Below are 13,927 nucleotides of genomic sequence, written 5' to 3'. Positions count from 1 at the left end.
CATTGTGGTACCACCTGATCCCATCCCGAACTCAGTAGTGAAACGCAATCGCGCCGATGATAGTGTGGGGTCTCCCCATGTGAAAGTAGGTCATTGCCAAGCGCCTAATTTCTCTTAATTGAGAGCAGATAGCCCGTTACTCACGTAGCGGGCTTTTTTGTGTCTGGAATTTGAGTGAACTATCTAGCGGCTTATGGAAACAGATAGTGTGGTCGATATGCCCATGTACCCTTACAAGGATAGTAAATATAGGTCATCGCCAAGCGCACCATATCTTTAAAATTAGTGCCTCTTAATTGAGAGCAGACAGCCCGTTACTCACGTTGCGGGCTTTTTTATGTCTAGAATTAGAGGTGCCAGTTATTAGGAGTAAGGAATGTGGTCGGTATACCCATGTCTCCATACAAGGATAATAAAAGTAAGTCATTATTAAGCGCTTAATTTCTATTTACAGTGAGCAGTGAGCCCGGTGCTTAGGTCGTGATCTTTTTGTGTCAGGAGTTTGTGTCTAGAGTTTGAGTCTACTTGTTAGTAGGTTAGGCGAATCGATAGTGTGGATAAATGCTCATGTGGTTTAATAACACTAACAAACCAAGCGCCTGACCTTTCTTTATTGAGAGTAGATAACCTTTATTGGAATAATTGACTCTATATTAGTTGTAACTTGGGGTTAAAGAATTATTAGAGGTCATTCTCTATTGCTATGAATTTATTTTTGTCAGTTTTAAACAAGGTAAACTATTTAGTATTTGGGATATTTGTCCTGTTTAAACCATTCTAGATGCGTGGAGTAACAGAGAGATATTAGTCTTTATTTATCAGACAAATGAACTAAGTTAACCAGAAAAGGTTTTTATGGTTGTTGATTCAAGTCGTCTTTAGTATGTTACCAAAGCGACATATTCTTATTAATAATTAGTGGTGTGATTTTGCCAAAACGACCTTCTTTTTCACTATCTTTTTTAGTGCCATTTTTCTTATGCTCATTGTACTTATTATTAGTCAGTGGCGAGTTTTATTATGAAAAAGAAGAGTTACGTGCAGAGCTTGCTAACAATGAGTCGAAACAAATCCAAAAGGACTTGTTTCGAATGATCCATGTGGTTGAGTCTGCATTAGCGATACAAGATATTTCTAGGATAGAACAAGAGGTTTCTCTAATCTCCACAGATAGCAATATGATGGTTTATGTCATATTGGATGCATCAAGTCGGATTAAGTTTGCTAATCATGTGATTTGGCGAGAGAGTGATGCCAAAAACGTTATTGAAGGATACTCTGATGAGCGGCATCAACAAGTTGTTGCTGCTGAAACCGCCTATTTTAATATCAACTATAATCGCCTCTCTATTCAAGCTTATTACCCTGTTAATACTGATGCAAAATACAGCTACTCCAGCGCAGTTGATGTTATTTACCTTGAATATGATATTTCTTCGTTAATTGCAGACGCATCAGATCAACTTCAAAAAAGGTTTATTTATATTTGGGGGATTGGTGGATTATTAGTGATCTTATTTTGCTGGGCTTTATATTGGTTGTTAGTTCGCCCTATTAAACTACTTACAAAACGCGCTAATAACGTTCTTCAATCTAAATCAGATAAAACCAGAATTAATTGCTTAGTCGAAGAGGTCTATAACTTAGGTGAGTCACTACTTAAAGTTGAAAAGCACCTGCTTGATAACAATCTTAAAGTTTCTAATTCAGAGCAGCGTTGGTTATATTCGGTTGGTGCCAATAATACCGGCATATGGGACTGGAATACTGAAACTAATGATGTGTTTATGTCTGATCTCTGGAAAGAAATATTAGGCTATAAACCCGAAGAAATAACCAATTGTTACGACTCATGGGAAACACGTTTACACCCTGACGAAAAGAATACCGTGCTTAGAGCGATAGAGAATTGCTTGTCAGGAAAAACGACACATTATGAAAGCGTTCATCAATTGATGAATAAGGCTGGCGAGTTTATTTGGGTGCTCGATAGAGGACAAGTCATTCAATGGGGGGAGCAAGGTAAGCCAATAAGAATGATTGGTTCAATTACTGATGTTACCTTAGAACTTAAAAACCAGAAGATTACAGTAGAAAGACAAAGCCATGTGGGTGTATCGGATATTATCGATCGAGAGGCACTTGCTAATGAACTGTTTGATTTACAGGCATATGCACGTAAGTCAGATGAATATTGCACCATGTTACTTATTAATATGAGTAATATTAAATTAGTCAACGAAGCTGTAGGCGAGCAGCTTGGTGACAGATTACTAATGCAAATTTCAGCTAGATTAGCAGGGGCTTTTTCAGGCAGTTGCTTACTGAGCCGTTTAGGCGATGATGAATTTGTTATTGCAGCAAAAAACTTAGGCAGCAATTTAGAGCATGCCAATAAACGGGCGTTATCGTTAGCAAGCGAAGTTCGTCAAGTTGTTGGTAGAAATTTTACCTTATCTGGTCAAACAGTATCAGTGTTCACCAAAGTCGGTATGGTGGTATTTGATGGTAAAGAGTCCTTAGAGCCTACTCAGCTATTATCTAGAGCTGATAAAGCCCTTGGTAAAGCGATTGAAAGCCAAACCAATACCTGTGTATTGCATAGCTTGCAACTTGATGGCAGCCATCATGAGCCACAAAAGTTACAACAAGAGTTAAAGAAAGCAATTAAACAGAAGCAGGTGTCTTTGGTATATCAACCTGTTGTTGATATCGAAGGTAATACAGAAAGTGTTGAAGTCTTGATGCGTTGGTACCATCCTGAGTTTGGCTTTATTAGTCCGAAGCAGTTTATCCCCGTCGCTGAGTTGTCTAATTCAATTTTTGAATTAGAACTGTGGATGCTTGATGAAGTATGTCTGTTTATTCAAAGCTTGCAAAGGACTGCAATTACATGTCCATGTTTTTCTATTAATATCTCCTCAAGACACTTCCATCAGGACATGTTTGTTCAAGTGATCCAGGAAAGGATAAAGCAGCATGGTATCGAGCCTAAATTAATCCAATTGGAATTGTCTGAAGATATCTTTTCTATAAACGCAGAAACCGCTAAGAATAAAATTTTAACCTTACAACGTGTAGGCATTCGCATTGCACTAGATGATTTTGGTTCGGGTTTGTGTCCATTACATCGTTTGCACGGGATACACTTTTCTCAAGTTAAATTTGCCGCAAACTACATTGTTGATATTGCAGTGTCTGAAGAGTCTAGAAATATTTTTACTTCGCTGATAAATCTCACGAACCAACTTAATTACCCCGTCGTCGTTAAGCAAATAGAAGATCGTCAACAACTGACGGCCTTAAGTCAGCTGAAGAGTAATCTATTTCAAGGCTATGTGATTAGCCGTCCGTTATCACAACAAGATATAAAGCACCTACTTGAGTCTGAATTAACATTAAGTGTGGTGTGGAAGGTGCCTTTCAATTAAAGATTAGCCATTAAGGAGTGACTCTGTATCAATACTGATCAAGGAAAGTCACTAATGCTCGTAAAGCTTGATTGCGAGCATCATCTGCTTCAATAAACACTTCATGCTGACAATTGTTGATTCTGCGAATTTGACAGTACTTATTCTCAGCTCTATTTTGCGCCGCATTATCTACAATAGCATCGTCCATAGCCTGTAAAACCAGAATAGGCTTAATGCTAAGTGCTGCTGCTTTTATTGCTCTGTCCGCAGCATCCATCGCTTCTATTAGCCAACGATTGGTTGGTGAACCCAGTTGTATTTCAGGATCTTGTTGAAACACATCTAAGATCATCTGATATCGATTAGGGCTATTGGTAAGATGATTTTTTTCAAACACTACCGGCTGATAATCGGTGCCGCCTAAAACATAATTCGGTTGTTTATTTGGCTGCTTGTCACTAGAGGTATCCAACAAAGCGGCGAGTGAGCGAATGAAAGCTTTGTTAAATGGCAGCTTTATACCGTACATTGGGGCTGAAAATACCGCAGCATTAAATGTCGCTGGATATTGCTCCATATAGAGAGTGCCAATGGTTCCGCCCATTGAGTGCCCAACAAGATATAAATCGTTATGGTCGTTGGGTTTGACTATCTGTTCAATAAAGTCATTTAGGTCATTAATGTAGGTTTGAAACTTATCAATATGCCCTTGATTAGGGTTGATTGTTGTTCTTGATGATAACCCTTGGCCCCGATGGTCTAAAATGTAAAGGCTGTATCCCTGCTGATAGAGATCAAACATTAACTCTTTATATTTAAGATAACTTTCTACACGTCCGCTACTGATGACAATGGCTTTATCGTTATCAGGGTGTTGAATGTAAGCGTATGCTAAGGAGATACTGTCTTTGGTTAATGTTGATTGAGTGACGGTTTGCCAGAATTGCTGTTGCTCATTATTGTTTAGTTGATGTTCTGACGAAAAAAGCACAATACTCACCTTTATTAGTAACGACCAAATTGAAATCATATATCGAAGATGAGAGCAGTGTAGCAAACTAATTTGTGCAGTTTTAGCGAAAGCGTAATACAAAGATATTTGAATTGAAAATGTTGGCTGAAAACACATTCAGCCAACATTTTTAAACGATTAGTTTATGATTGAGCAGATTTTTGTTCTTGAATAAACTCATCTACTTTTTGTTCGAGAATATCCATCGTGACAGAGCCATTTTCTAATAAAGCATCGTGAAATAGGCGAATATCAAAATCTTCACCAAGTTCTGATTCTGCTTTAGTGCGTAATCGCTTAATCGTTAGCTCACCAATCTTGTATGATAGTGCCTGTCCAGGCCATGAAATATAGCGATCGATTTCAGTGGTGACATTGTGCATTGATAATGCAGTATTGCTGGCCATGAACTCAATGGCTTTATCTCGACTCCAGCCCTGAGTATGCATGCCTGTATCGACAACCAATCTAGCAGCACGCCACATTTCGTAAGTTAATCGGCCGAAATTACTGTAAGGATCTTGGTAGAAGCCCGCTTCTAACCCTAAATACTCTGAATATAACCCCCATCCTTCGCCGAAAGCTGAAATATAGCTATAGCGTCTAAAGTTGGGTAGGTCGGTTAACTCTTTATTGAGAGAAATTTGTAAATGATGGCCAGGTACAGCTTCATGTAAGGTGAGTGCTTCCATTTCATAAAGTGGGCGTTTATCTAGTGCATAAGTATTTACCCAGTAAAAGCCTGCTTCATCATCTCGATTTGAACCAGAATAACGTCCGGTGGTGTATTTCGGGGCTATTTCAGCAGGAACGGGTTTGATCCCGTAAGGTGTTCTCGGAAGCGTAGCAAAATATTGAGGCAAAATAGCGTCTGCTTTTTTAGCGATATAAGCCGCTTCCTTAAGCAGCTCTTCTGCAGTTTTAGGGTAAAACTTAGGATCTGTGCGTAAGAAATGTAAAAATTCAGGGAAGGTTCCTTTAAATTCTACATCAGTTATCACTTGCTCCATTTCTGCTCGAATTCTAGCGACCTCTTTTAAACCAAGTTGATGAACCTCATCCGCAGTCATATTAAGCGTGGTGTAGTATTCCACTCTGTTTTGGTAGAAGGCGTCACCATTAGGCATATCTTTTGCGGCAATAGAAGTGCGCGCGTTAGGGATATACTCTTCGGTCATAAAGTCATAAAACTGTTGATAAAGGGGTAGCACTTGATGTGAAATAACTTGCTTACCTTTGGTTTCAAAGTCGACTTTTTGAGCTTCAGTGAAGTGGTCTGGAAAGTCGGCAAAAGGTTTGTAATAGCCACTGTCTTCAACACTGACAATATAAGCACTGATACTGTCTTCAAATCCATTTAGTGTCACTTTTGCAGGAGTGATACCACTACTCAGCCCTTGTTTTAACCAAAATGTCTGTTGAGCAAAGTATTTCGGCAATGCGGTCATTTTATCTAAGTAGTTCTGATAATCCTCTGCTGTATTCAGTCGAGCATTTGCCATTGAGGCGACATAGGCATGAAAACCACTTTCAGCCGTTATAGGTAAGTAATGATCTTTGTAAGTGTACATATCGACACTGTTTTGCAATTGATATTGCAAAAGCTGAGCGTTAATTTTATCTGTTTTAGATAGTTTGTCTTTGTCCAACTGTTTTAAAGACGACAATAATGCTTTTTGACGTAAGTTTTTTTCAGCTAAGATTTCAGGAGATAAATCCGCAAGCAGCGCTGCTTTTGACTCATCGCCTAATGAGTAGGCCAATTGAGGTGAATAATCTACGTTAACTTGCCATGCATTATCTATAATTGTCTTTAGACTCATATCCTCAACAGTTGCCGCTTTTACTTCTTGCGGTTTATCGACGGTAGTTTCTGCTTTTTTAGTGTCGCCAAGATAATATTGAGCTTTTGACCCTGTGGTCATTTTACAGCCAGTAATAGCGAGCATGATAATCGCAGGCAAAATGAGCTTACGCATGTGAATTCCTTTATCGACAATAATTTACAAGAATAAATTACAAGTTAAATGACTAGCTAACAACATACCAATTCCGCATAAACCACGCTAGCGGAATCAGCGGAAATAATTGTTACTGATTATGCAGTTTAGGCGATAAAAACGTCACCTTTTTGTTGGGGCATGTTAAACTTCGCAGTGCTAGATGTTCATAAAACAAAAAACACATTTAGCTCAGAAAATTAATAGGGGTTAATAATGATCAATACATCCATTCCATTAGTTGATTTACACCGTCATTTAGATGGCAATGTTAGAGTCAAAACCATTTGGGAACTCGGACATCAGCATGGAATTAAGCTGCCAGCAGACTCGTTAGAAGCACTTGCACCTTTTGTGCAAATTCAGGGCAAGGAAAACAGCTTAGTCGCTTTTTTAAAAAAGCTAGATTGGATGGTCGCAGTATTGGCAGACTTGGATGCAGTTAAGCGTGTTGCCTATGAAAACGTAGCAGATGCGGCTATTTCAGGTTTAGATTATGCTGAGTTACGTTTTAGCCCGTATTACATGGCAATGAACCATAACTTACCGATTGAAGGCGTCGTAGAAGCCGTTATTGATGGGGTTAAAGCTGGCATGAAAGAACATGCTGTTAAGGTTAACCTTATCGGGATTATGTCTCGTTCATTTGGGCAAGAGAAATGTCGATTAGAGCTTGAAGGGCTTTTAGCACACCGAGATGCTTTGGTGGGCATGGATTTAGCGGGTGACGAACTAGGTTTCCCTGGCGACTTGTTTAATGATCACTTTAAGCGAGTACGTGATGCTGGCTTACAAATTACCGCTCATGCTGGTGAAGCCGCTGGAAGTGAGAGTATGTGGCAAGCTATTCAGGAATTAGGCGCTACACGTATTGGTCACGGTGTGAATGCGATACATGATCCTAAAATGATGGAATATCTCGTTAAGCACTCTATTGGAATCGAGTCATGCCCAACCAGTAACTTACATACCTCTACAGTTGCTGATTACGCTTCACATCCATTTAATCAGTTTCTAGATGCTGGTGTATTAATTGGTTTAAATACTGATGATCCTGGTGTGAGCAACATTGATATTCAACATGAGTATCGTATCGCTAAATCTGAACTTCACCTGTCAAATGATCAGATTAGCCAAGTGCAGCGCAATGGTGTTGAGATGGCATTTTTGTCTGATAGTGAGCGCAAAACTTTATACGCTTCAAAATTATAAATGGTCAAATAACACCATTTTTAAGCAATGAATAAAACAAAAAACCGCTGAAATTCAGCGGTTTTTTATTATCGTGAATTTAATATTCCACAATTATTAAATCACACGAGAGAACTGTTGTTGACGTGCCTTTTGACGGTAATACACGTCAAAGCACATACAAATATTACGAATTAACAAACGACCAGTAGGGCTAATCGTTAGTTTGCGATCAGTAATATCAACAAGTTTGTCATCGATGAAAGTTTGTAGAAGTTTTAAATCTTCTGCAAAGTATTCTTCAAAGTTAATATCAAATTGTTGCTCAATCTTAGTCAGATCTAAATCGAAATGACAAATCATTTGCTTAATCACCACACGACGAATTTCATCATCACGATTTAAGCTACAACCTTTCCATAAGGCATGACCTGCTTCATCAATTGACTCATAGTAAGGACGGATGTCTTTTTGGTTTTGTGCGTAGCAATCGCCAATTTGGCTGATTGAAGAGACACCTAAACCTAGTAAGTCACACTCTTCTTGGGTGGTATAACCCTGGAAGTTACGGTGTAATTTACCCGCATTTTGTAACTTTGATAGCTCATCATCTGGCTTTGCAAAATGGTCCATACCAATGAATTGGTAACCTGCACCAGTAAGCGACTCAATTGTTTGATGCAACATATCAAGCTTTTGCTGTGGCGAAGCCATATCTTCATCTTTAATTTTACGCTGAGCGGCAAAACGCGATGGTAAATGCGCGTAATTAAAGATTGATAAGCGGTCTGGAGAAAGCTCAATGACACGTTTAATGGTTTCAGCAAACGTTTCTGGCGTTTGATGTGGTAAACCGTAAATTAAATCGGCATTGGTCGATACAAAGCCCATGTCTTTTGCTTTTGCCATTAAGTCAAAAATGAATTGTTCATCTTGCTCACGGTTTACAGCAACTTGTACTTTCTTATTAAAGTCCTGAACACCAATCGAAATACGGTTAAAACCAGCTTCTTTTAAGGTATCAAGCATGGTTAGCTCGATTTCACGCGGATCAACCTCAATCGAGAATTCACCTTCATCAGCAAAGTTAAAGTGATTTTTGATTAATGAAGATAAGGTGAGAATTTGTTCTGGGTTTAAGAATGTCGGTGTACCGCCACCCCAATGCATTTGAGTCACTGTGTAGTTTTTGAATAGAGGAGCACGTTTTACAATTTCGCTCGCAAGGTATTCGATGTACTGATCAGCTTTATGAGCATGACGAGTAATGACTTTATTACATCCACAGTAATAACAAAGCTTGGCGCAGAAAGGAATGTGAATATATAAAGACAGCTTGTCGCTTTTACTGGTTTCAATTGCAGAGAGTAGGTTTTGCTCAGTGAAACTATCGTCAAACTCTAGCGCCGTAGGGTACGACGTATAGCGTGGACCACTGTAGTTATATTTTTCGATCATTGACTGATCCCAACTTATTTGTGTGGGCTGCTTCAAGGCACGTTCTCCGAGTAAATTAGCAATAGACGAAGTATGCAGCGATCTTAGACAAAAAACCTTGAACTACGTTGTAAATTTGAAATTTGATGTTGCTAGAAAGACGGTATTTAGTCTGAAATCTGTGAAGTTTTGTGAAATTGTGGGATGGCTCACAGCTTAGAAAGAAAGGTTAGGGCAGCAAATGGCCTGGTTATTAACGTGTTGATAATAATCAAGACCACCTTAAATGCTGATTACTGTGTCTTAGTGAATGAAATGGAACTGGGTAATTTTCTGTGCATCCTCAGTTAACCCTTGTTCTAGCTTAGCTTCTGATTTCATACGCGCTAAATCTAACTTCATTCGTTGTTGTTTCTCGAGTGACTTGCGGGCTTCTTTTATTGGATGCGCTTTAATGCAGTCATAATGCTCAAAGATATGTGGGAACTCTACTGCCATCTGTTCAGACATTGATAAAGCTTCAAATAGCTTAGCAATGCGCATGACTCCTTCAGAAGGTTCACATCGCTCCTCTAGCATTGCTGCAGCGATGTATTTTATGTCATCTAATATTTGCTGCTTTTTCGCTTTTGCTTCATCTAAGCGTTGCTGCTTAGCTTCAACAGCGTCTTGCTGTTGTTTCTTGACCTTTAATAGCAAATAACCAGCATAAGACGCTAACAGCACAATAACGATGATGGCGAGGGCAATAACAAGGCTAGACACAATTAATCCTTAATCTAGGTAGATAAATAACAGATAGAAAAATGGCATACCCAATGAGTATGCCATTTATTAATGATTTAAGACTGGTAGTCTTTTAATACATCAGCACCACTTTCGAAGCGCTCGTATAAATCATCATCAGAAGCAGGTTTTTTGCTAGTACTTGCTGTTTGAGCCGGAAGTTCTTCAGCATCAGAGATGCCAAGTTTTTCCATTAATGCTTCCATTTTAGCAAGCTGGCTATCTAACCATTTTTGGTCATCAGCAGAAAGGTCTTTACCTTCTTCTAATAAGTCTAATAAATTATTGAATCTTGGGTCATCCTCAAGTTTCAATAATTTCTGCTCATCAGTCAGTTTAGGCTGCTTAACTTTAGCAACTGGCGCAGTTGTCTCTACTGCTTTAACCATCAATGGCACAGGTTTCTTGCTGCCATGACGAGGGTCATTACTTTTACTGGTCGTTACATGCGGTGATTGTTGCTCAATCAAGGCCTCGTTGTGACGACTGCCAGACTTATGACCGTTATCTTTCTTTCTGCTGCCAGTGACTTTACGATCAGCCTTTTTGACTCTTGGTGCTTGTGTAGGGCCGTTTTCGCCGCCCTTGCGCGATTTTTTACTACGAGCCATCAGTGATCTCATGTGGTTGTAAAAAGTTGGCTAGATAGATAATCATCCACCTTGCACTAAATCAGGATGCGCTTTATATCAGACTTTGATGTTTTTTGCATCAATACGAGCTCTTTTGCTGCAAATAATAGCTTAAATTCGCTGTTTTGTGCTAAATACTCAAAAGTTTGTTGCTGGTAAAAGCTTACGTGAGTGGGATTGTTTTTAAAGTGCCACTTAGAAAAATGAGCTAAGTCAGTGAGTAATGCAGTGCTGATTGCTAACCAGCCGCCATTTTTTAATAAATTAGTGATCAATGACCACTCTTTGAGTGGTTGCTGAAAATGTTCCAGTACCCGATAGCAACAAATGAAGTCATATTGCTGATTAAAGATTTGTTGATCGGATTTGATAAAAGGATCGTATTGGTTAAGACGATGGCCAGCGAGTTCGATTATATCAAGACTTGCTTGGTCTAAGACTCTGCCAAAATTAAGTCCTGTTAATGGACCTTCTTGCTGTGCACTAATTTGACCAAGTAAAGGTTGGATAAACTGGACCAGTTGTTTTTGCTTAGCGGCTTTATTCGCACGGCCATAGCGCTGTAACTGTGCTGCTGGCATTAAATGTGATTGAGGGTTTGCGAAAACCAGTTGGCATTGAGGACAGCTGTAGAAGGCTCTTTTTTTATCTTGGATAAAAAACTCAGCAGTATGACTGCACAACGGGCATTTAATCATTGAAGTCAGATATGATCCAAACAAAGGCGAAGATTATCAATCAATAACAGATTTTTTGAAAAGAAGAAATAAAAAAAGGTGGCAGTAAACTGCCACCTTGCAAAATAGTGTTTATCACACCAAATTTTTATTCCAAGTATCCATACTTGCTATGTGACTATCCCGGTCAATATCCATCTTATTTTTAGAGCTTTCCGTGCATTTTTTATTGTTATCGGTCATCAATGACCCTTTTTCTTAATCCTGTTGCCGTCCTGACCACAGCTTCCGTAGATGGTCTTCAATGACTCATCAATTTCCTAGTTGTCTTCAATGACATTAGTAAACAATCCATGTTTAAAAGTACCTTCCAGTGATAACAAGCCTCCGCAAGTGCATCCTAAGCAATTAGCTTCCTATGCCGCTACTTTAATCCTTAAAGTAGTGTCCTTATGGGGTTTTATCTCTGTTGCGTAAGGGAGTGCTATTTAAGCGAGTCGACCAATTGGTCTGTTCCTTACAAATTCTATATGACCTGGATTTCAAGCTGAAATCACGACTCTTATTATTATTAGCGAGTGGTCTTATTTATATTATTGTTATTTATTAATTTTATTCTTATATCTTAAATGTAAACGTATCCGAAATCTGTAAGATGGAATTAATATTTTTGTTCTTACAGCTGGGTTCATCTCGGTACGGGGCTATTTAACCCTAAATACGTGATCTCTGTCAAGCATGAATGTTATTAAGTTTACGTAAACGTCAACTTGGGGTTGTAAAAAAGGGTGAATAATCACCCTTTTAGCTTCATTTAAATATGAAGAAAAAATTACTTAAGACTTGAAATATATTGAGATAATACTTCAATATCACTGTCAGATAACTTTTTAGAAACATCTTGCATCATGCCATTCAGGTCGTTGTTACGATTTGTATCACGGAACTTAGTTAACTGAATTTTGATGTAATCAGCATGCTGACCACCAATAGCTGGGAAGCCGGCAAGTTCGCCGCCTTTGCCATCTGGTCCATGACATGCCATACATGAAGTGATACCGCGAGCCATGTCGCCGCCTTTATAAAGGGCTTCACCTTCAGCTGGCACATTGGCTACATCAGCAACTGTTTGTGTTTGACTTGCATAATATGCAGAAACATCTTTAATATCTTGTTCAGATAACGCTATTGACATACCAGTCATGGTAGGATCATTACGACCTTCTTTGCCGCCGCTTTTAGCTGCCGCTTGGAAATCATGTAATTGTTTTTCTAGATAAGATGCGTGCTGTCCGGCCAATTTAGGCCAAATAGGGGCAATGCTGTTACCGTCAACACCGTGACAGGCAGAACACATAACTGATTTAGTTTTACCCGCTTCCACATCACCTTCAGCGATTGCAGGCGTTGATATAGCGGCAAATACAGACAGCGCAAGAGCTAACTTTTTCATGGCGTTCCAACTTCTTGTTTAATTTATTGTCCTGAGCTTACTAGGAAGACCCGCAAGCGTGGTAAAATCTACAAACTGTGATCAGGCTAATATTTTACACGAAAATGTGGAAAAGTAAGCAAATCTTACATAATTAAGGTATTACCCCAAATTTATTGGAGCAAATCGTGTCAGAAACGCGTATAGATTTTCGAAAAACCAAGTTTTTAATTAGTGCGCCAGACATTGCGCATCTTGATCAGTATCTTCCTGGTGATACCGGTGTAGAAATTGCGTTTGCTGGGCGATCCAATGCGGGTAAGTCTAGTGCTCTCAACGCTTTGACCGAGCAAAAAGGCTTGGCAAGAACCAGTAAAACCCCTGGTCGTACTCAACTTATCAATGTATTTGAATTAGATGAAAACCGTCGACTCGTCGATTTACCAGGTTATGGTTTTGCAAAAGTGCCATTGGCATTAAAGAACAAATGGCAAAAAGCCCTTGGTGAATATTTGCAAGAACGCACCTGTTTAAGCGGTGTAGTTGTGTTAATGGATATTCGTCATCCCCTAAAAGATTTAGATCTGCAAATGATTGAATGGGCAGTGTTAAGTGAAATACCAGTATTAGCCTTGCTGACTAAATCAGATAAGCTCGCACAAAACGTTAAAATGAAAACGGTTAACGCTGTGCGTAAAGAGTTGGCTGAGTTTGGTGACTGGGTCAAAGTAGAGCCGTTTTCATCCTTAAAAGGAACCGGTAAACCAAAAGTGTTGGGCATTCTTAACGAGTGGTGCAACCCAAGTTGGCTAACTGAAGCAGAGAAGCAAGCTGAACAAGATTCGGAATAAGAAACGATAGGCCTGCAGTCTTTTATTAACAAAAACCGTTGAGTTTATATAAATAAACTTAGCGGTTTTTTTATGCTCAAGCTTTGTGCATTAGAGGTTTTAGTGGGAGAGTGCTGCGTCTAAACAAAAAAAAACCGACGACATATTGTCACCGGTTATAAAAAATTAGCTCTTTTGGGGAGAAGCTAAATTCAACAAGACTCAAGTGTCACCTACTCATCGATGACGCTCAATAACAATATGATAATCGTTTTTTAATCTTTTTTAAAGTATTTACTCTAAATTAAGTTTTAGGCAAAAAAAAGCTCCAGCATATTAAGATGCTGAAGCGCCATAATTCGGCTTGTCACTATTTCTAGTGAAATAAAAGGTCTGAAAGATGGAACATCTTAACCTCTGTACCCTACGCAGAGAATAATACTTCATTAGCCTTAAAATGAAAAACTGTATTTTGTAAAAATGAACAATAATGTGAAGTTTGCCACATTTGAAGGTG

General features: G+C 38.9%; 10 protein-coding genes and 1 rRNA gene. 4 read left to right on the top strand and 7 right to left on the bottom strand.

Going from position 1 to position 13,927, the window contains the following annotated elements; translation table 11 throughout:
- Positions 1–102, top strand: a 5S ribosomal RNA gene (gene rrf, locus L2737_RS18975); the annotation flags it as partial.
- Positions 103–929: 827 nt separating this feature from the next.
- The gene (locus L2737_RS18970; RefSeq protein WP_248956769.1) at positions 930–3,431 is read left to right on the top strand and encodes a bifunctional diguanylate cyclase/phosphodiesterase; all 2,502 of its coding nucleotides are present in this window, start codon (positions 930–932) and stop codon (positions 3,429–3,431) included.
- A 28-nt stretch (positions 3,432–3,459) separates the two neighbouring features.
- Here the strand turns inward: L2737_RS18970 and L2737_RS18965 are convergent, their stop codons facing one another.
- On the bottom strand, positions 3,460–4,443 hold the full coding sequence (locus tag L2737_RS18965) for an alpha/beta fold hydrolase (protein ID WP_283108411.1): 984 nt from the start codon (positions 4,441–4,443) through the stop codon (positions 3,460–3,462).
- 125 nt (positions 4,444–4,568) lie between these two features.
- Positions 4,569–6,404 carry a DUF885 domain-containing protein gene (locus L2737_RS18960; protein WP_248956767.1) on the bottom strand — a complete coding sequence of 612 codons (1,836 nt, stop codon included), beginning with the start codon at positions 6,402–6,404 and terminating at the stop codon, positions 4,569–4,571.
- 237 nt (positions 6,405–6,641) lie between these two features.
- Between L2737_RS18960 and add the strand changes: the two genes are divergently transcribed.
- Complete coding sequence (gene add / locus L2737_RS18955) at positions 6,642–7,637, top strand: adenosine deaminase (protein WP_248956766.1); 996 nt, start codon at positions 6,642–6,644, stop codon at positions 7,635–7,637.
- A 96-nt stretch (positions 7,638–7,733) separates the two neighbouring features.
- On the opposite strand, the gene hemN is transcribed toward add, so the two are convergent.
- From hemN to L2737_RS18930, 5 genes are all read right to left on the bottom strand, one after another.
- On the bottom strand, positions 7,734–9,110 hold the full coding sequence (hemN, locus tag L2737_RS18950; RefSeq protein ID WP_102527041.1) for an oxygen-independent coproporphyrinogen III oxidase: 1,377 nt from the start codon (positions 9,108–9,110) through the stop codon (positions 7,734–7,736).
- Between the two features lie 246 nt (positions 9,111–9,356).
- A complete protein-coding gene (locus L2737_RS18945) occupies positions 9,357–9,818 on the bottom strand; it encodes a DUF2489 domain-containing protein (protein ID WP_248956765.1) in 462 nt (153 codons plus the stop codon).
- Between the two features lie 77 nt (positions 9,819–9,895).
- Positions 9,896–10,450, bottom strand: a complete 555-nt coding sequence (gene yihI, locus L2737_RS18940; protein ID WP_248956764.1) for a Der GTPase-activating protein YihI — start codon at positions 10,448–10,450, stop codon at positions 9,896–9,898.
- 56 nt (positions 10,451–10,506) lie between these two features.
- On the bottom strand, positions 10,507–11,169 hold the full coding sequence (locus tag L2737_RS18935) for a methyltransferase domain-containing protein (RefSeq protein WP_248956763.1): 663 nt from the start codon (positions 11,167–11,169) through the stop codon (positions 10,507–10,509).
- Positions 11,170–11,980: 811 nt separating this feature from the next.
- Positions 11,981–12,601 (bottom strand): c-type cytochrome, encoded by a 621-nt coding sequence (locus L2737_RS18930; RefSeq protein ID WP_229370520.1) that lies wholly within the window; start codon positions 12,599–12,601, stop codon positions 11,981–11,983.
- Between the two features lie 167 nt (positions 12,602–12,768).
- On the opposite strand from L2737_RS18930, the gene yihA reads away from it, so the two are divergent.
- Positions 12,769–13,431 (top strand): ribosome biogenesis GTP-binding protein YihA/YsxC, encoded by a 663-nt coding sequence (gene yihA / locus L2737_RS18925; protein WP_102527036.1) that lies wholly within the window; start codon positions 12,769–12,771, stop codon positions 13,429–13,431.
- Positions 13,432–13,927 lie beyond the last annotated feature (496 nt).

Source organism: Shewanella electrodiphila, from assembly GCF_023283985.1.
GTDB lineage: Bacteria > Pseudomonadota > Gammaproteobacteria > Enterobacterales > Shewanellaceae > Shewanella > Shewanella electrodiphila.
Note: the sequence above shows the minus strand (reverse complement) of the source record. Positions and strands in the feature narration are given on the sequence as shown.

What these genes read in the sequence shown, in the direction of transcription:
- L2737_RS18965 (WP_283108411.1), bottom strand. Translation starts at nt 4,443, where the DNA reads ATGATTTCAATTTGGTCGTTACTAATAAAGGTGAGTATTGTGCTTTTT.
- L2737_RS18960 (WP_248956767.1), bottom strand. Translation starts at nt 6,404, where the DNA reads ATGCGTAAGCTCATTTTGCCTGCGATTATCATGCTCGCTATTACTGGC.
- add (WP_248956766.1), top strand. Translation starts at nt 6,642, where the DNA reads ATGATCAATACATCCATTCCATTAGTTGATTTACACCGTCATTTAGAT.
- yihI (WP_248956764.1), bottom strand. Translation starts at nt 10,450, where the DNA reads ATGGCTCGTAGTAAAAAATCGCGCAAGGGCGGCGAAAACGGCCCTACA.
- L2737_RS18935 (WP_248956763.1), bottom strand. Translation starts at nt 11,169, where the DNA reads ATGATTAAATGCCCGTTGTGCAGTCATACTGCTGAGTTTTTTATCCAA.
- L2737_RS18930 (WP_229370520.1), bottom strand. Translation starts at nt 12,601, where the DNA reads ATGAAAAAGTTAGCTCTTGCGCTGTCTGTATTTGCCGCTATATCAACG.